The 17097-nt window shown below is 54.1% G+C and carries 20 protein-coding genes and 1 other annotated feature; of the genes, 3 read left to right on the forward strand and 17 right to left on the reverse strand.

Translation table 11 applies throughout. The features are described from left to right. Positions 1–22 precede the first annotated feature (22 nt). From trpC to RWS31_RS03300, 3 genes are all read right to left on the reverse strand, one after another. Positions 23–823: an indole-3-glycerol phosphate synthase TrpC gene (gene trpC / locus RWS31_RS03290; protein ID WP_314596073.1), complete on the reverse strand. Its 801-nt coding sequence runs from the start codon at positions 821–823 to the stop codon at positions 23–25. After that, positions 820–1440, reverse strand: coding sequence for a phosphoribosylanthranilate isomerase (locus tag RWS31_RS03295; protein ID WP_314596075.1), 621 nt, complete (start codon positions 1438–1440; stop codon positions 820–822). Before RWS31_RS03295 ends, trpC begins: the two co-directional genes overlap by 4 nt. 48 nt (positions 1441–1488) lie before the next feature. Next, positions 1489–1803 (reverse strand) — a binding site (T-box leader). 104 nt (positions 1804–1907) lie between these two features. Continuing rightward, complete coding sequence (locus RWS31_RS03300; protein ID WP_314596077.1) at positions 1908–2090, reverse strand: hypothetical protein; 183 nt, start codon at positions 2088–2090, stop codon at positions 1908–1910. A gap of 244 nt (positions 2091–2334) precedes the next feature. On the opposite strand from RWS31_RS03300, the gene RWS31_RS03305 reads away from it, so the two are divergent. The 3 genes from RWS31_RS03305 to RWS31_RS03315 all read left to right on the forward strand — a co-directional run bounded on the left by RWS31_RS03305 (position 2335) and on the right by RWS31_RS03315 (position 4312). Next, positions 2335–2835, forward strand: a complete 501-nt coding sequence (locus RWS31_RS03305; RefSeq protein WP_294176975.1) for a methylated-DNA--[protein]-cysteine S-methyltransferase — start codon at positions 2335–2337, stop codon at positions 2833–2835. 533 nt (positions 2836–3368) lie between these two features. Further along, positions 3369–3896 (forward strand): transposase, encoded by a 528-nt coding sequence (locus RWS31_RS03310; protein ID WP_314596080.1) that lies wholly within the window; start codon positions 3369–3371, stop codon positions 3894–3896. Beyond that, complete coding sequence (locus tag RWS31_RS03315; RefSeq protein ID WP_314596290.1) at positions 3893–4312, forward strand: transposase; 420 nt, start codon at positions 3893–3895, stop codon at positions 4310–4312. The genes RWS31_RS03310 and RWS31_RS03315 overlap by 4 nt, the downstream gene beginning before the upstream one ends. A 151-nt stretch (positions 4313–4463) precedes the next feature. Here the strand turns inward: RWS31_RS03315 and RWS31_RS03320 are convergent, their stop codons facing one another. From RWS31_RS03320 to guaA, 14 genes are all read right to left on the reverse strand, one after another. Then, a complete protein-coding gene (locus RWS31_RS03320; protein ID WP_314596081.1) occupies positions 4464–4862 on the reverse strand; it encodes a hypothetical protein in 399 nt (132 codons plus the stop codon). A gap of 173 nt (positions 4863–5035) precedes the next feature. Continuing rightward, positions 5036–5872, reverse strand: a complete 837-nt coding sequence (locus RWS31_RS03325; protein WP_314596083.1) for a DeoR/GlpR family DNA-binding transcription regulator — start codon at positions 5870–5872, stop codon at positions 5036–5038. Positions 5873–6237: 365 nt separating this feature from the next. After that, on the reverse strand, positions 6238–6540 hold the full coding sequence (locus RWS31_RS03330) for a PTS sugar transporter subunit IIB (protein ID WP_314596084.1): 303 nt from the start codon (positions 6538–6540) through the stop codon (positions 6238–6240). Positions 6541–6555: 15 nt separating this feature from the next. Next, on the reverse strand, positions 6556–7020 hold the full coding sequence (locus RWS31_RS03335) for a PTS sugar transporter subunit IIA (RefSeq protein ID WP_314596086.1): 465 nt from the start codon (positions 7018–7020) through the stop codon (positions 6556–6558). A 17-nt stretch (positions 7021–7037) separates the two neighbouring features. After that, the gene (locus tag RWS31_RS03340) at positions 7038–8117 is read right to left on the reverse strand and encodes a 2-dehydropantoate 2-reductase N-terminal domain-containing protein (RefSeq protein ID WP_314596088.1); all 1080 of its coding nucleotides are present in this window, start codon (positions 8115–8117) and stop codon (positions 7038–7040) included. A 223-nt stretch (positions 8118–8340) separates the two neighbouring features. Beyond that, on the reverse strand, positions 8341–9603 hold the full coding sequence (locus RWS31_RS03345) for a PTS transporter subunit IIC (protein ID WP_314596090.1): 1263 nt from the start codon (positions 9601–9603) through the stop codon (positions 8341–8343). Positions 9604–9644: 41 nt separating this feature from the next. Next, the gene (gene rpiB / locus RWS31_RS03350; protein WP_314596092.1) at positions 9645–10118 is read right to left on the reverse strand and encodes a ribose 5-phosphate isomerase B; all 474 of its coding nucleotides are present in this window, start codon (positions 10116–10118) and stop codon (positions 9645–9647) included. Further along, positions 10118–11077: a transketolase family protein gene (locus RWS31_RS03355; RefSeq protein WP_314596093.1), complete on the reverse strand. Its 960-nt coding sequence runs from the start codon at positions 11075–11077 to the stop codon at positions 10118–10120. The genes rpiB and RWS31_RS03355 overlap by 1 nt, the downstream gene beginning before the upstream one ends. Next, positions 11065–11901: a transketolase gene (locus tag RWS31_RS03360; RefSeq protein ID WP_314596094.1), complete on the reverse strand. Its 837-nt coding sequence runs from the start codon at positions 11899–11901 to the stop codon at positions 11065–11067. Before RWS31_RS03360 ends, RWS31_RS03355 begins: the two co-directional genes overlap by 13 nt. Positions 11902–11916: 15 nt before the next feature. After that, positions 11917–12570, reverse strand: a complete 654-nt coding sequence (gene fsa, locus RWS31_RS03365) for a fructose-6-phosphate aldolase (RefSeq protein ID WP_314596096.1) — start codon at positions 12568–12570, stop codon at positions 11917–11919. 311 nt (positions 12571–12881) lie between these two features. Further along, positions 12882–13691 (reverse strand): hypothetical protein, encoded by an 810-nt coding sequence (locus RWS31_RS03370; protein ID WP_314596099.1) that lies wholly within the window; start codon positions 13689–13691, stop codon positions 12882–12884. Positions 13692–14002: 311 nt separating this feature from the next. Continuing rightward, complete coding sequence (locus RWS31_RS03375) at positions 14003–14911, reverse strand: IS3 family transposase (RefSeq protein WP_314595293.1); 909 nt, start codon at positions 14909–14911, stop codon at positions 14003–14005. Then, a complete protein-coding gene (locus tag RWS31_RS03380) occupies positions 14908–15246 on the reverse strand; it encodes a transposase (protein WP_314596101.1) in 339 nt (112 codons plus the stop codon). The genes RWS31_RS03375 and RWS31_RS03380 overlap by 4 nt, the downstream gene beginning before the upstream one ends. Positions 15247–15540: 294 nt before the next feature. Beyond that, a complete protein-coding gene (guaA, locus tag RWS31_RS03385) occupies positions 15541–17094 on the reverse strand; it encodes a glutamine-hydrolyzing GMP synthase (RefSeq protein ID WP_314596102.1) in 1554 nt (517 codons plus the stop codon). Positions 17095–17097: the final 3 nt, after the last annotated feature.

The raw sequence follows: 17097 nt of genomic DNA on the forward strand, positions 1-17097 counted from the left end.
AAATCTATTTCTTTCGCCCCACTCATGCGCTCTCCTTGGCGAGCGCGCACGGCTCCGCCAGGCGCCGCGTCATCTCCGCAACATCATCGGCACGCACGAGCCCCTCGCCCACGAGGATGCCGCCGCAGCCCGCCTCCTGCAGGCGGCGCGCATCCGCAGCGCTGAAAATGCCGCTCTCGCTGATAAATGTACGGCTTTCCTCCGCCTTCGGCAAAAGCTCCAAGGTGTTCTCGATCGAGGTCGTGAACGTCTGCAAATTGCGGTTGTTGATGCCGATGAACTCGGCCGGCGTCGCCAGGGCGGCCTTCATGTCCGCCTCATCGTGCACCTCGACGAGCACATCGAGGCCGATCTCCCAAGCGCGGAACACATACTCCAAAAGCTGGGCGGGCGAGAGGATGCGCGCGATCAAGAGAACGGCGTCTGCGCCGAGCATGCGCGCCTCGAAGATCTGGTACTCGTCGATGATGAAATCCTTGCGCAGGAGCGGCAGATCGACGAGCGAGCGCACGCGCGTCAAGTCCTCGTTCGCGCCGAGAAAATGCGGATCGGTATGAACCGAAAGCATCGAAGCGCCGTTCTCCGCGTAGATGCGCGCGAGCTCATCCACCGTATGTGTGCGGCACAGCCTTCCTTTGGCAGGCGACTGCAACTTGCACTCGGCAATGAGATTCCAGTCGCGCGCCTGAAAGCGCTTCGTCATATAAAAGCCGCCGCAGCGCTCCCTCGCCCTCGCCTTGAGCTCGGCAATGGGCAACCGTCGCTTCGCCTCCGCCACCAAGTCACGCTTCTTTTCCACGATTTCCGCTAAAATATCTTTCATTCCGGAACCCTCCGTTTCTGCACAACTGCCATAAATTCTCGTATCTTCTCGATGGATTTCCGCTTCTCGATCTCAAGACTGCCCGAAACATCGACGCCGTAGGGGCGGAAAACCTCTTCTGCCTCCCGCACATTGCCGCTCGCAATACCGCCCGCGACCAACAGGGGCTTTTCGAGACGCGCCGTTTCTTCCGCAGCCTCGCGCCAGCGGAAGCGCTGCCCCGTGCCGCCGACAGCGCCTTTGGAAAAGCTGTCGAGCAGGATGAGCTCCGCCGGATAGTCGTTCGCTTCCTCCGCCGAAAAGTCGTCGCCCCAGCGAAACGCCTTGATGACGGGGCGGCAAACCGAACGCGCATAGGCGGCGCTCTCATGCCCGTGGAGCTGCACGAAGTCAAGACTGCAGAAATCTGCGGCGGCATTGACCTCGTCGAGCGGTGCATCGACGAACACCCCGACCGTCTTGGCGCGCTGCACATGCTTCGTCAGGCCGCGCACCTCTTCCGGCAAAACATGGCGATGGCTCTTCCCGTAAAAGATAAAACCCAAAAAGTCCGCCCCCGCGTCCTCCGCCGCGAGCACCGCCGCTTCTGTGCGCAAGCCGCAAATCTTGACCTTCATACCACTCACTCCTTCAAAAAAATCGCCCCTTGCAGAAATCACAATCCTGCAAGGGGCGAAATATTTCGCGGTGCCACCCTTTTCAAGTCAAGTTCGGAAAACAAAAAAGCCACTTCGCCGCCTCGGGACGAAATGGATTCGCTGCCACCCTAAAATTGACTTCTCGTTTCGGGTACAGGAAAAGCCGATACCCTAGCCCGATAACGGTGGCAACCGTTCCAGCCTACTCGGCACAGCCTTTCGGTGGACTCTCACAGGACCATTCACCATGCGCTTCCCGCCGATCATCACACCTCCCCGAGGGGTCACCGGCTCGCTGTAGGAAAGTTTACAAGGCTACTATTTCCTGCTCTACGATTTACATATATACACTTGACGACTCGAAAATCGATGTTGCCATTATAAAACAGAGCTGCACACTCTGTCAAGCACTTTATCCCATTATTTTTCTATGAAACCACAAGAGGTCAAGCCGAAGGCACATCCTCCACACCGAGACTGGAGCGATCAAAGTGCCTCTCGCTCTCCAGGAGAAGCCCGAGACCTGTCACAATCCCTTTTTCTTGAAGGATGATCAGATCTTTGCTCGGATAATGTTGGCCACAAGCAAAAATCTCCTCACCTGCACGGTAAAAATGCTCCTCACTCAATTCCCATCTCCGCCTCGCTCTGCCCCGCAATGAGCAGCACGAGTGCACATGAGATAAACAAAGCAAATATATTCCTTCTATACAATATCATGATGCATAGTATTATTCAATAGAATTTCAGCAATATTCTGATGATATCCTCATCAAAATACAACTGGGATTCCTCTCATCTTTGCTTTATAATAATTAAAGGGCATTGCGTCAAAACATCTAAAAATTTCACTATATGAAAGGAAGCATCTCCATGCAATACACAGAACATTACGACTCGCCATTCGGCTCCATGACCCTCGCCAGCGACGGCACGGCGCTCGTCGGCCTTTGGTTCGACGGGCAGAAATACTTCGCCGCTACGCTCGAAGAGGAGCACAAACAAAAAAGCCTCCCCATATTCCAAGAGACACGTCGCTGGCTCGAACTCTACTTCAGCGGAAAGAAGCCCGACTTTCTGCCGCCGCTCGCACCAAAAGCAACGCCGTTTCGTCAAAAAGTCTGGGACGTCTTGCTCTCGATTCCCTACGGTGAAACGATGACCTACGGCGCGATCGCCCGCCGCATCGGCATGAAAAAAGCCGCCCATGCCGTCGGCGGCGCCGTCGCACACAACCCCATCTCCGTCATCGTCCCCTGCCACCGCGTCGTCGGCACTAGCGGCAGTCTCACAGGCTACGCCGACGGCATCGACAAGAAGGTGCAACTCTTGACGCTCGAAGGCGTAGATATGACGCAGTTCTTTATGCCGTAATCATTGACCACATGCAGTATGAACTCGCACGACAATGGTAAATAGCTTCCAGATTCCCCGTCCCGGATTTCCTGAAAAGAGAATGCCCCGACACGAAGCGTGTAGCTTCACGTCGGGACATTCTCTTTCCCATCCTCACGCTTCTCCAGTTCCAGTTTGAGCCGCCTTCCAATAAAGCTTATTATCTCAAACTTCGCAGATGAATAATCTGCTGTAACCCTTGAAATATCTATCGTCTTGGCAAATAAAATAGCATGAGCAACATCCATTTGGTATAATTTTAAGTGTCAACCAAAAACATCCAATGGAGGCTCATGCTATGAACAGTATAACACAAAACCACCAAGACGAGGAACTGCTTTCTAGGGAAGCGCTGATAAATGAGGTCGCCCAGATTTGCACAGATGCGCTGTATCTATCGAGGAGACAAACCGCAGGCGTAGCGGTGCTACGTCGAGGATTTGTCGACGACGAGAGGACAGCGCAGATGTGTGAAGATGGGTGGCTGAATTTATCAGTGATTCCCTAAGAAAATGCAGGTCTTTTTCCGTCGCTATCAAGTCAGTCGCATCCTCCGTGCGGCAAATGCGTACAAGCTTCGCGGCGTCTCTGTCCTTAGCATCTTCCTCCTGGTTTTCCGCATGGTGTTCCAGCAGCGTTCCGTCTACACGCAGATGCATCTCCAGCGCACCGCCATGCCTTTCGGCAAGGATACGTTCTACCGCTTCATGAACTCTTGTCGAATCCACTGGCGCAGGTTCACGACAGAGCTTGCCGCCGCCATCATTCATGCCACGCTCGCTCCCCTGAATCAGGCGGATCGCATCAACGTGCTCATCCTCGACGATTCCATCTACCATCGCGCCCGTTCCAAGAAGGTGGAGCTTCTCGCCCGTCTCTACGACCACGCCAAGAAGGAGTTCTCCTATGAAAGCGGCGTGGCCGCTCGAAGTATCTGCTGCGTGTGGAAGCCGCTGTCGTCAAGGGCGAAGAATCCCTCCCTGTGCGCCTTGTCTTTGTCCGCAATCGCAACCATCGGAAGGACTGGCTGGTATTGGTGACGACGGACATGAGCCTCACGGCGGAAGAAGTCATCCGCATCTACGGCAAGCGCTGGGGCATCGAGGTGTTCTTCAAGGTGTGCAAGAGTTTCCTGCGCTTGGAGAAGGACTGCCGCTCTCTTTCGTATGACGCGATGACAGCGCATGTCTCCATCGTGTTCACGCGGTACATGTTCCTGGCACTGGAGCAGCGCGAGTGCAAGGATGCACGAAGTCTGGGGAAGCTGTTCTACCTATCTGTGGATGAGTTGCCGGATGTGTGCTTCGTGGAAGCCATGCGCCTCCTTTTGCTGCTGTTTGTTGAACGACTCCAAGAGAAGCCTATGCTGGATGAAGGGGAGATCCAGGGGCAGCTGAAAGGCTTCTTGAAAGAGCTGCCTGTACTGTTGTCGCAAAAACTACGAAAATGTGCATAAAGGGAGTATTTTCATTGGCATAAAGTCAGTGTTTTCAAGGTCTGTGGAACGTTTTTGATGTGCGAAGTTTGAGTTAGAAATCAATACTTACAATGAGAAAAAATATGCCCTATACCAAACTTCGATATTACCATATATACGCTTCGCTTTCTCATAGTCCCTTGCAGCGCTCATACACATCTTCTGTGTAAGGGTTATACACCTCGATATAGCCAACGACCTCGCCGCCATAAGTACGATATTGGTACGGATCTAAATCGCCATAATACTGCTTTCCAAATGCAATAAAATACAGCATCTCGGCAATACGCGAGCGCGTCATATTTCCCCTTCTTGAATTGGGAAACGGCTTGATTTCATTTCCAGAGCCGCTATCGGACGGCAAAACAATTTTATTTGCCTCTGCATCAGGCAGCACATTTCCATTCCGATCTATAATATAAAATCTCGCACGATATGTGCCTACCGCATTTTTCGGCTCATAAACAACCAAAATAGGTCGCGGATGGCGAACTTGCTTCGCCAGTATGCCAATTTTCCCATTTTCCATTTGTCTTCCACCCGCATAGCGGGTGGTTTATTGTGTCGCATGCTTTGCATGCGACACTGGGTCACGACCCATAACGCAAAACAGGGCTGCGGCACGAAGCGCATTCGTACCGCAGCCCTGTTGCTTTGCCCTGTTGTCCGCTTTGCTGCCTGTTCACCCGCACCAGCCAAAGGCTATGCGAGCAATTGCGGCGCTTTTTCGCCCGTACACACCTGTATGTTGATGCCCGCGCTTCGATACCCTTCCAAGAGACTCGGGGAGATCTTGTCGTCCGTCAGGAGCACGTCTATGGCCTTTGTCGACAGGAAGCTGGAAGAGGACACCCGCGCGAATTTTGACGAATCAATCATCGCGATGATGTGGTTGCAGTTTTCCAGCATCTTGCGCTTCAGCTCCACCTCGTAGATGTTGAAATCCGTCAAGCCCTCCTTTTCCGAAAAACCGTTGGCGGACACGAAAGCGACATCAATATGGAAGTGGCGCAGGATGTCGGCTCCGAGCGTCCCTTCGATGAATCCAGAATTCTTGCGCACGATGCCGCCGATGATGATCGTGTCGATGTTTGGCGTATCTTTGAGCGCCAGCATCGTATAGACGCCGTTCGTCACGACGAGGAGCTTTCTGAAGCGCGCGAGCTTCTTCGCAAGTGTCAGCGCCGTAGAGCTCGCATCGAGGAGAATGCACTGGTTGTCCTTGATGTAAGAGAGCGCCGCCTCGGCGATCGCATTCTTCGTCTCGGCATTTTGCATCTCGCGCGTTTGGAAGCTGAACATGTCCGGGCGCGACATGCCGGCCGCCCTCGTCGGAGCAGGCGTGGACGGCTGCTGTCCCGGCAGGAGCGACGCCCCGCCATGAATCTTGTGGATCATCCCTTGACGCGCCATGAGGTTGAGATCGTTGCGCACCGTCGCGGGAGAAGCGCCGAGCAATGTGCAAAGCTCCGCTGTCTTGACCGTCCCCTGCTCTTGCAGCAGCTGTTGTATCTTTTCTCTTCGTTCAATCGCAAACATTCGGAGCATCCTTTCACGAGAAAGCCTAGCGCCGCTTCCCCTTCTGCGCATTCCATACTGGTATTCTCCTTTATTTTATCTCGAATTGCATAGAAAAACAACTAAAAACGCTAAAATAACTAAAATCGCCAAAAAGCCGGCAGCACACGGCCGCTGAGAACGTCCGACACATACCGCTGTATTTTCATCTTGTCGCAAAAATGCAAAATGTAGTATAATCAAGAAAAAGAAATGGACCGCTCTATAGTGCAAAGCGGGGAAGAATCCAGGCAGGGAGAAAACCGTACGTGCAGAGCAAGAAGGAAGAAGAACCGCCATGGGGAACGACGGTTCTTCTTCCTTATGCTTGGAGGGTTATGGGCTTTCTATTCTTGGATCGTATCGAGATAGGCAGCGATCTCGTCAATCGTCTTCTCCATCCCCAGACCCGTAATGAAGGGCAAGCCTTGGAAGCGTTTGATACCGCGCAGAACCGAGTCGGAAATCGTTGTGGTCGGCACTACGGCATGTGGGGAAAAGGTATCCAACTTTGCAGGGACATCCAAAGCGTTACACTCGACAACTTCTACATCGTATCCTTTGTCATTGAGCATCTGGCGCATCTTTTCGGCCGCGACCGTAGAAGTTGCGATACCGGAGCCGCAGATGGTTAAAATCCTGTACTTCATGATGATGTTCCTCCCTTATTGCCCGTTGATCTTATCCGACATCTTGCTCGCCAAGGCCTCCTGCGACTCTGCCGCTAACAATTCTCTCACAAAGGCCGTATCCTGCAAGGTTTCTATCAGACGCGAAAGCAGCGTGAGCTGAAATTCGCTGTTTTTCATCGCGAGCATCACGACGATGGCCGTATCTACCGATTGACTCGCATCGCCCATGTTTTGAAACGGCACGGTTCTTTTCAGTGTCGCTATGGCGATGATTGGCCGCATGACATGCTCTGCATCCGTATGTGGCAGGGCGATGCCCGCTCCTTCGAACGGCAGGCCTGTCGGGTAGTTTTTTTCACGCTCAAGCACAGCCTCTACATAACTTTCCTTTACATAGCCGGTACGAAAGAGTCCTTCACCGATTTGCCGGATGGCATCCTGTGCCGAAGTCGCTTCCATGCCGACATGGTTCACTTGCGGATCAAACTGAAACAGCATCGTCGCCCCTCCCAGCTTCATATATTGCGTGCACTCAGATTCGTCGCCGTGCAAGCCGTCACCAGCCGCTTGATGGCAGGATAGCTCGGCACATCCTTATAGAGAATCTCGTATAGGCCTGCCAAAAACGGCAGTTTTTCCAGTTTGAGCCTGCCTTCCCTTGCCAATTTTTGTGCCAACTCCCAACCAAAGCGAACGGCAGGGTAGCCTTCGACGGTGATATCCTTTTCCCGCATTTCCGCCATTGCTTCCGTCGCCGATTTTCCCCCGCCAAGCACCTCACCCAGCGTGCGGTTGCGCCCAGCCTCGCCCGTGAGTTCCAAATCGCCAATGCCCGGCAAACCCAAAACCGGTCCCCATGTGCCGCCCAAAGCCTTGGAAAGGATGCCCATCTCATTGACAGCATAAGTGAAGAGCGATCCTTTTGTATTCTTATGCAGAAAACCATCCTTTTGCTTTGGAAAGCCTTCCGCCATCCCCAGACCCACGCAGTACGCATTCTTCATCGCCGCGCAGATTTCCGTGCCAATGACGTCCGTCGACACGTCAACATTGTAAAATTCGGTTTGCGCGATCTGTTGCATTGTCTTCGCAGCTTCCAAATTCCTGCTCGCATAAGTCACAGAAGTAGGTACATGCCAAAGAACTTCGATGGCCTTGCAAGGGCCTGCAACGAAGACAAAATCTATTTCCCCTTGCAAATCGACGGGCAGACGTTCCTCCAAAATATCCGGCAACAATGCGACTTCGCCACTCTTCGCATAGTCAAATCCCTTCGATACGCTGCCGACGATCATGCCCGGGTGCAAGTACGGCGTAACCTGCTCAAACACCTTTCCCAGCGCGTCCGATGTCACGGCCATGACGATGACCTGGACATCCTGAACCGCCTCAGCCAATTCCCCGTGGTAAAACGGGCGCACGCTTTGCGGCAAAAGGTATTGATGCTTGGGATGCTTCCTTCCTGCTTTCAGCTCGTCGATAATGGCATCGTCGAGATGCGTGCCCCACAGGCGAACGTCGTTGCCGTTATCCGCCAACGGCTGGCAAAAGGCGCTCCCCATCGCGCCGGCACCGATCACTGCAATTTTAGCCATAACAGCTGCTCACCCTTTCTTTTGCGGGATTGTCGCCGAAACCTGCTTTCTGCTGTCTTGAAAGAAAAGCCACGCACCCGCGCCAACGACGAGAACCGTGTTCAGCACATCCTGATTCTCGCAATACCAGTCAATAAAACCTCCGAGGTAGGGCCCAGTCATCCAATGCACCATTTGCTCAAAGAACATCTTACTCACCTCTATTGTACGTTATGCGCAGTCTTTAGTAAATGAATTCTACAATTTTATAAATGATGTAGGAAATGATATGTGAACCGCCATCCAGCGATGAAACTTCCAGCGTGCCTTCCGGGAAGGGGAAGCCGACTTCGTGCGCCATCGTCGTGCTCACGGCCGCAATATCCGTGCCAATCCACAAGATGAGCACCATCAAGACCGTGCTGATGATGAGTCCGCGGAATACATTTCCGTTCGTCGCCCCGACGGACCACATCAGGCAGAAGCACAAGCCTGCCAGATCCGTGAAAGGAAGCACCCGATTGCCCGGTAAAACAGCCGCCAAGATCAACGTGATGGGAATCATCAAAATGCATACGGACATGACGGAAGGATGTCCAACGACCACGGCCGTATCCAAGCCGATGAAAACCTCTTTGCCGGGGAACCGACTGTTTAAGAACTCTCGGGCACTTTCTGAAAGCGGCACGAGCCCTTCCATCAAGATCTTTGACATGCGCGGCAGGAGGAACATGACTGCCGCCATATTAATCCCGAGTTGGATGATGCCCTTGATGTCATATCCGGCTAAAACGCCGATCAAGCCGCCGAGCACGATGCCGATAAACATCGGTTCGCCGATAACACCAAACCGGTGCTGCACCTTTTCTGCATTGATTTCAATCTTATTGATGACGGGAATCTTGTCGATGATCTTGTTCAGTACAAGAACCAGCGGCACCCAGCCGATATCTTCCGTATGCGGCAGCGAGATGCCCGGCATTTTGAAAAAGTTCTCAATATAGGGCTGCGTATAATCCGCAAGTTTCAACACGACAACGATCGTAATCGCCGCGGTCAAGAGGCCGAGAGCCGTGCTGCCTGTAAGATACATGACGAGCGCGCCGCCGAAAATAAAGTGCCAATAGTTCCACAGGTCGATATCCATCGTCTTCGTCCAGTTGAAAGCCAGCATCACGGCGTTGATTAAAATTCCCATGAGGAACACCAGCGGCACAATCGGCGTTCCAAAACTAATCGCCGCATGAACCGGCCAGCCCACGTCCAATACATTGAGGTGCAGTCCGAAATTATCGACCATCGCCTTGGCTGCCGGCGAAAGATTGGTAGAGAAAAGTCCGATGACGAGAAAGATGCCGGCGAATCCCATACCGACGGTCAGTCCCGAACGGATCGCTTTCGGTATCGACTGGCGGAAGGCCAGTCCCATGATCGTGATAATGATCGGCATCATGATGGTCGGCCCTAAATCAAGAATAAACTTGATGACGGACAAGATTGCATCCATTTTGTATGACAGCTCCTTTCTGCTTGACTCAAAAAAATTACTTATCCACTAACTCTGCCGCGTTCCTTCCACTCTCTTTCTTTTTCATCAATGCGTGCGACCTTTGGCATGGAGCGGGATTTTTCGTCGAATTCCGCAGCAAACCACACGTCGAGGATCATCTTTGCAAGTTCGACGCCGATGACGCGCTCGCCCATGCAGAGGATCTGCGCATTGTTGCTCTTGCGCGCCCGCTCGGCGGAAAACGGGTCGTGGCAGACGGCTGCGCGCACGCCCGGGACCTTGTTCGCGCAGATGCACATGCCGATGCCCGTGCCGCAGACCAGCACGGCCCGCTTGTACCTCCCTGCGGCGACCGCTTCCGTCACCTTGAAGGCCACGTCCGGGTAGAGGACGGTTTCGCCCTCCGCCGCGCCGAAATCATCGTAGGCAATCCCCTTGCCGTCCAGGTACTTCATGATTTCCACTTTCAGCCGATATGCGGCCTCGTCACAGCCGATTGCTATCTTTTCCATCAAAACACCCCCTCGTTTTTCAGTGCTTCTCGCACCGCTTCATACACGCCCGCTTCGTCGAGCTTATACTTTTGCAAAAGCTCCGTTGCGGGGCCCGATTCGCCGAACGTGTCGCGAACGCCGATGCGCAAAAGACGCTTCGGAGCTTTCTCTGTCAAGAGTTCCGCTATCGCGCCGCCAAGGCCGCCGAGGATCGAGTGCTCTTCCGCCGTCACGACGAACTTTGCTTTATCGGCTTGTTCGAGGACGAGTGCTTCATCGAGCGGCTTGATCGTATGGATGTTGGTGATGCTCGCCTCTATGTGCAGCTCCTTTTTGAGCCGCTTGGCTGCTGCAAGTGCCGGCGCTACCATGAGCCCTGTCGCGAAGATGGCGACATCGCCGCCTTCTTGCAGCACGCGCCCCTTGCCCCACTCGAAGCGATAGGTAGCGGCATCGTTGACCTCTTCTACGGCGAGGCGGCCAAAGCGCATGTATACGGGGCCGTCAAAATGATACGCGGCCTCGACCATCGCCCGCGCTTCGATGTCGTCCGCCGGACACATGACCGTCATGCCCGGGATCATGCGCATGAGCGCCAAATCTTCCAAACACTGATGCGAAGCGCCATCCTCGCCGACCGAAATTCCTGCGTGCGTCGCGCCGATCTTCACGTTGAGATGTGGATAGCCGATCGTGTTGCGGACCTGCTCGTAGGCGCGCCCGGCTGCAAACATCGCGAACGTGCTCGCAAAAGGCACCTTGCCTGTCAGCGAAAGTCCCGCTGCGACGCCCATCATATTGGCTTCGGCGATGCCGCAGTCGATATGGCGTTCGGGGAAAGCCTTTTTGAAAAGCCCCGTTTTCGTCGCTGCCGCGAGATCCGCGTCGAGCACGATGAGATCGTCGTAGCGCTCCCCGAGCTCCACGAGAGCCTGCCCATAGCTTTCGCGCGTGGCGATTTTCTTCAGCTCCGGCACAGCGCATCCCCCTCCCGTTCCAATTCAGCCATCGCGGCACGGTATTGCTCATCGTTCGGCGCGCTGCCGTGCCACGAAACCTCGTTTTCCATGAAGGAAACGCCCTTGCCCTTCACGCTCTTTAAGATGATGGCTGTCGACTTGCCCGCCGTCTGCCGTGCCTCGTCAAACGCACGCCGCAAGGCTGCGAAGTCGTGCCCCGCCGCCTCAATCACATGGAAGTTGAAAGCCGCGAACTTTGCAGCGATCGGGTAAGGCGAGCAAACATCCTCGACCGCACCGTCGATTTGCAGCCCGTTGTTGTCCACGATGGCAACGAGCCGGTCAAGCCCGCGCGCCCCCGCAAACATGGCGGCTTCCCAGATCTGCCCCTCTTCGAGCTCTCCGTCGCCCAAAAGCGCATAGGTGCGGTACTTGCGCTCCGAAAGTTGCGCGGAGAGTGCCATGCCGACGGCGACAGAAAAACCCTGTCCTAGGGAGCCGGAGCTCATATCCACACCCGGCGTATGCTTTCGGTCCGGATGGCCCTGCAAGTAGGAGCCCGTATGGCGGAAGCTCTTGAGATCTTCGCGCGGAAAGAAGCCGCGCTCGGCCAAAACGCCGTAATATGCGGGCGTCACATGCCCCTTGGAGAGCACGAAGCGGTCGCGCTCCTCCATCTCGGGCTTTTGCGGGTCGATGTGCAATTCCTCGAAGTACAGATAGGTCAAGACATCCGCCGCCGAGAGCGAGCCGCCCGGATGCCCGGACTTCGCCGCATGGACGGCCTCGATGATGTTCTTTCGCACACGGTTTGCCGTCTGCTTCAGTTTTAGAATATCCATATGCATCCCATCCCTTTATGCGCCGAAAACGGCTTCATAGTCCTGTCGGAATTTCTCGATCCCCTGATCCGTAAGCGGATGGTGCGTCATCTGCTCGAGCACCTTGTAAGGAATCGTCGCGATGTCCGCCCCGGCGAGCGCGCAGTCGATGACATGGATCGGATGGCGCACGCTGGCGGAAATAATCTCCGTCTTGATTTCATGAATACGGAATATTTCGGCAATCGTGCGTACTAAATCAACGCCCGGCACGGAAATATCGTCGAGCCGTCCGAGAAACGGCGATACATACGATGCACCCGCTCGTGCGGCCAGGAGCGCCTGCGCCGCATTGAAGATCAGCGTGACGTTCGTCTTGACGCCCTCGGCGGAGAGGATTTTCACGGCTTTCAGCCCTTCGGTCGTCATCGGAATTTTCACAACCATGTTCTCATGGATTGCCGCGATCTCACGCCCTTCGGCGACCATGCCCGCGGCGTCCGTCGTCGTCGCCTTGACTTCGCCGCTGATCGGTCCCCCGATAATCGAAGCGATCTCCTCGATCACCTCGCGAAAATCCCGACCCTCCTTGGCGATCAGGGAAGGATTCGTCGTCACGCCCGCAATGACGCCCATTTCGTTCGCCTTGCGTATGTCCTCCACCTTCGCCGTATCAAGAAAGAACTTCATCCGCACGCCTCCTTTTTTAGCGATTACAAATGATTGTTGTCTTTATGTTGTGCATTATATCATTTATTATTGGCGATTGCAAGATATTTTGCGAAAATTCTTTGCTATTTTTATAGAATAGGTAAATGGTAATAGATAAAATTCAATATGATACAATAATTTTAGAAGGATAAAAAAGAAACCGCTGCATGAACGTCATTTCACGCAGCGGTTCCTTTAGCGGTATACGTTTATACGTTGGTTGTAACGCATCGTTCGGGGTGAAAAACGAGTCATCGACGGTTCCGTGGCATGCGGGATACGTGAAGCGCCTACCGGCTCAATACGAACATTGCAAAGAGAAGCGGCAAAAGAAGCGTGCCGAGCGCCGCCATGGCCAAGAGGCTCACGCGCAGCCATGAGGTCGGCAGCTCGCCTCGCACGCGTCCGGTCTGCCCGTTGACATGGATGACATAAGTTGTTCCGCCATGCACAAAGGAACATTCCCATAGCGGCAGCAGGATGAGTTCGGGCACAAGATCGGGATAAGACGCCTCGACCGACTGCACGGATATGAGATCCGTGTCATACGCCTGCCCCAATTCCGCACGGATCCTCGATCGGCACATTTCGAGAGCGGTCTTTTGTGCGATTTTCCACGCTTCTTCCCATGTGCGCGTACAAGCGGCGCGCGAAGCGTTCCCGACCGCTTCCGGCGCATAGGCTTCGGCATCTGTCATATCGTAGGGGAAGAGTCCCGCCAAATGTGCGGTGGATGTGCAAGCGGAGCAGAGAAGCATGGCGCTGTCAAGATCATACGAGGATTCTCCGCGGATGGAGTGCCAATATGTATCGGTCTGCCAGTTGCCATCGCTGTCACGGAAATCTTCCTCCTCGCCCCACTCGCCCGTATAGGCGCATTCCGCCGTTCCATAAAAGTACCAAAAGGGAACATAGATCGCGCGAAAAGCCCGCGGCTCGAGCACCGCATCGAATGCAGAGGAACGCTTCCACCAGGCACCGCACAATGTATGGCGCGCCGCCCGGCATGCCGCATCTTGCGTGATACGAAACCCAACGATGCTGTCGGGAATTGGCTCGGATCCGGCCGACATTCGGGATGTATGTTTAAGGATCTCCATCCGTGCACCTTCTTTCAAAAATGATACCGATGACATGCATCCTTGCAGAGAGCGTGGAAATGCGTGCAAGGATAGGATAGCATCGAATCACCTTGGCGGCAAGACGGAATTTCATATGCGCGATAAAAGCGTCTCCCCGGGGATAAAATACTTCTCAGATATCCGTAAATTTCCTGGACATCGTCTCATCCAGCGGTTCAGTTTAACGAGGCGCTTGCAACGATTAAACTGCAATTTGCCGAACATAGCCATACGAGAAAATATGATATTGTCAAGATCAGTTGACAAATTCCCCACAAGGAAATGAAATCTTAAGAAACTACGTCCAGGGAATCATAGAACTGTTGGCGTTTCACCATCGGAGGAAGTCCGCCATTTCTTGAACAAATTCGGCGGTTGTTCCAATAGCTCATGAAATATCGCCAAATTAACACCTTCAATTCTTCCGTCGTCACCTTTTGCGTGTCATAACGACCATAAAGCAGTTCCGACTTCATTCGAGCCCACATGCTCTCACAGCGTGCGTTGTCATGACAGCGACCACCAGCGCTGTTCATGCTTTGCTGAATCCCGTAGTCTTGAACAGCTTTTCGATATAACTGACTCGTATATTGGCTGCCGCGATCGGAATGCAGAATTGCCCCTTTGAGTTTCGGATAGGAAAGCATAGCGTTAGCGAGCATCTTGACACACAAGGGGGCTTTCATGTTCGTATCCACGGAAAGACCGAGTACACCAGAGTCAAAGCAATCGAAGAGCGCTGAAATATAGAGTTTTCCATCACATGCCTTGATTTCCGTCACGTCCGTAATGCATTTGGAAAGAGGCGTATCGGCATGAAAATCGCGCCGCAGAAGATCTTCCGACATTTGTGCCGCTCGATCTGCTTTGGTGATACCGTTCGGCTTTCGGTTGGGGCGATGGCTAAGTCCGATTTCTTCCATGACGCGGTAAACCGTTCGCCCGCTCGGGATATGGACGCCTTCCGGCTGCTTGATTTTGAGTGCTTGCCACATGCGGATTCTTCCGTAGGTGTCATTGCATTCATCCTCCGCATGAATCTGCATCATGGCATCGGCTAGCGCCTGATATTTCCACGGACGATCTTTGTTTGACAAGTACTGATAGAATCCCTGCCTCGTGATATCGAGAATCTTGCAATAGAAGCTGATGTTTCCTTTGATTGCGCCATCTGAGGTCTTGATCGCGATGAAATTCATGCGTTCGTTTTTGTTGACTTCAGACGGCTGGCGGCGAAAAAAGCGCTTGCTTCTTCCAGAAAGTCGTTCTCTTTCTTTAGCCGCCGAATCTCTTTATCCTGCGCTTTGAGTTGTGCACGAAGCTGGGTGATTTCTTCATGCAGGGACATGGCGCTCGTGGGTGTTTGTGTACCGTGTCCAAGATCAAGATATCCCATACGGTGGGCACGGCTCCACGTGTACATGGTGTTTTTTGAAATCCCCAATTCACTAGCAGCCTTCGCCTGACCGATTTCTTGGGCGAGTTTTACTGCTTGAACTTTGAACTCGTGATCATATTGCTTGTTTGTTGCCATTTTGACCTCTCCTTCTCATCGTTCATTATACATCTATTCCTTGCGAAGAAGTTGTCAACTTTATTTATACAACATCACTTCACACCTACGCGCATCTTTATCCGCAAGAGCGTGATGAAGCATTGGACATCATGGAAAAGGATGTAACCATCAGCTTCCCGACAAAGCAGAAAAATGCAGACGCCCCTCCTCCGCCTTCTCCCTAAAATTATTTTCGGGGGTCATACGGGGGGCACGGGGCAAAACAAAAACCAGCAAACCCTTATATTTCAAGGGATTGCTGGTTTTTGGAAACTACTCGAACTCGATCGTCCCCGGCGGCTTGCCTGTGCAGTCGTAGAGCACGCGGTTGACGCCCTTGACCTCGTTGACGATGCGGCTCGTGACCTTCTGCAAGACGTCCCAAGGGAGAGGCGCGCTCTCAGCGGTCATGAAGTCGCTCGTGAGGACGGCTCTGAGCGCTATGGCATGGTCGTACGTCCTGCCGTCGCCCATGACGCCGACGCTTCGCATGTTCGTGAGCGCGGCGAAGTATTGACCGAGTGTCTTGTCGATGCCGGCTCTGGCGATCTCTTCGCGATAGATAGCATCGGCCTCCTGCACAATCTTGACCTTCTCCGCTGTGACCTCGCCGATGATGCGGATGCCGAGGCCGGGGCCGGGGAACGGCTGGCGATTGACGAGATGCTCGGGGATGCCAAGCTCGCGGCCAGCCTTTCGCACCTCGTCCTTGAACAAGAGGCGCAGCGGCTCGACGATCTCCTTGAAGTCGACGCAGTCGGGCAGGCCGCCGACATTGTGGTGGCTCTTGATGACGGCGGACTTGCCGAGACCGCTCTCAATGACATCGGGATAGATCGTCCCCTGCACGAGGAAATCGACCTTGCCGATTTTCTTCGCTTCGGCTTCAAAGACACGGATGAATTCCTCGCCGATGATCTTGCGCTTCTTCTCCGGCTCGGTCACGCCCTTGAGTTTTTCATAGAAACGCTCCTTGGCATCGACGCGGATAAAGTTCAAATCGTACGGGCCGTCCGCGCCGAACACGGCCTCGACCTCGTCGCCCTCGTCCTTTCTGAGGAGGCCGTGATCGACGAAGACGCACGTCAGCTGCTTGCCGATCGCCTTCGAAAGCAAGACCGCCGCCACGGAGGAGTCGACGCCGCCCGAAAGTGCACAGAGCGCCTTGCCCGCTCCGATCTTCTCGCGCAAAGCTTCAACCGTCGTCTTGACGAAGGACGACATCTGCCAATCGCCCTTGCACAGCGCGACGCGGCGCACAAAGTTTTCAAGGATCTTCGTGCCGTATTCCGTGTGCATGACCTCGGGATGGAACTGCACGGCATAGAGCTTTCGTGCCGCATCTTCCATCGCCGCGACGGGGCAGTTCGCTGTCTTTGCCGTCACGCGAAAGCCTTTGGGCGCTTCGGCGATGTAGTCGGTGTGACTCATCCAACAGACGCTCTTTTGCGGTACATCAGCGAAGAGCACGGACGCCCCGTCCGTAACTTGAAGCTCCGTCCTGCCGTACTCGCTGACAGGCGCCGTCTCAACCTTGCCGCCGAGTTTGTGTGCCATGAGCTGCGAACCGTAGCATATACCGAGGACGGGCACGCCAAGGGAGAAAATTTCCTCGCTGTACGTCGCAGAATCCTCCTTGTAGACGCTCTCGGGGCCGCCCGTAAAGATGATCGCCCTTGGCGCGAGCGCACGAAGCTTCTCCAGCGGGAGCGTATGCGGATGCACCTCGCAGTAGACGCTACACTCGCGCACGCGGCGCGCAATCAGTTGGTTGTACTGACCGCCAAAGTCCAGTACGACAATCAATTCATGGCTATCCTTCTGCAAGGC

It is taken from the genome of uncultured Selenomonas sp. (genome assembly GCF_963528755.1).
In the GTDB taxonomy this organism is placed as follows: Bacteria; Bacillota; Negativicutes; order Selenomonadales; family Selenomonadaceae; genus Selenomonas.

What these genes read in the sequence shown, in the direction of transcription:
- RWS31_RS03335 (WP_314596086.1), bottom strand. Translation starts at nt 7,020, where the DNA reads ATGCTGTTTCAGTTTGATCCGCAAGTGAACCATGTCGGCATGGAAGCG.
- RWS31_RS03295 (WP_314596075.1), bottom strand. Translation starts at nt 1,440, where the DNA reads ATGAAGGTCAAGATTTGCGGCTTGCGCACAGAAGCGGCGGTGCTCGCG.
- RWS31_RS03380 (WP_314596101.1), bottom strand. Translation starts at nt 15,246, where the DNA reads ATGGCAACAAACAAGCAATATGATCACGAGTTCAAAGTTCAAGCAGTA.
- RWS31_RS03345 (WP_314596090.1), bottom strand. Translation starts at nt 9,603, where the DNA reads ATGGATGCAATCTTGTCCGTCATCAAGTTTATTCTTGATTTAGGGCCG.
- rpiB (WP_314596092.1), bottom strand. Translation starts at nt 10,118, where the DNA reads ATGGAAAAGATAGCAATCGGCTGTGACGAGGCCGCATATCGGCTGAAA.
- RWS31_RS03370 (WP_314596099.1), bottom strand. Translation starts at nt 13,691, where the DNA reads ATGGAGATCCTTAAACATACATCCCGAATGTCGGCCGGATCCGAGCCA.
- RWS31_RS03375 (WP_314595293.1), bottom strand. Translation starts at nt 14,911, where the DNA reads ATGAATTTCATCGCGATCAAGACCTCAGATGGCGCAATCAAAGGAAAC.
- RWS31_RS03330 (WP_314596084.1), bottom strand. Translation starts at nt 6,540, where the DNA reads ATGAAGTACAGGATTTTAACCATCTGCGGCTCCGGTATCGCAACTTCT.
- RWS31_RS03310 (WP_314596080.1), top strand. Translation starts at nt 3,369, where the DNA reads ATGCAGGTCTTTTTCCGTCGCTATCAAGTCAGTCGCATCCTCCGTGCG.
- RWS31_RS03320 (WP_314596081.1), bottom strand. Translation starts at nt 4,862, where the DNA reads ATGGAAAATGGGAAAATTGGCATACTGGCGAAGCAAGTTCGCCATCCG.
- RWS31_RS03305 (WP_294176975.1), top strand. Translation starts at nt 2,335, where the DNA reads ATGCAATACACAGAACATTACGACTCGCCATTCGGCTCCATGACCCTC.
- RWS31_RS03360 (WP_314596094.1), bottom strand. Translation starts at nt 11,901, where the DNA reads ATGGATATTCTAAAACTGAAGCAGACGGCAAACCGTGTGCGAAAGAAC.
- trpC (WP_314596073.1), bottom strand. Translation starts at nt 823, where the DNA reads ATGAAAGATATTTTAGCGGAAATCGTGGAAAAGAAGCGTGACTTGGTG.
- RWS31_RS03340 (WP_314596088.1), bottom strand. Translation starts at nt 8,117, where the DNA reads ATGGCTAAAATTGCAGTGATCGGTGCCGGCGCGATGGGGAGCGCCTTT.
- fsa (WP_314596096.1), bottom strand. Translation starts at nt 12,570, where the DNA reads ATGAAGTTCTTTCTTGATACGGCGAAGGTGGAGGACATACGCAAGGCG.
- RWS31_RS03325 (WP_314596083.1), bottom strand. Translation starts at nt 5,872, where the DNA reads ATGTTTGCGATTGAACGAAGAGAAAAGATACAACAGCTGCTGCAAGAG.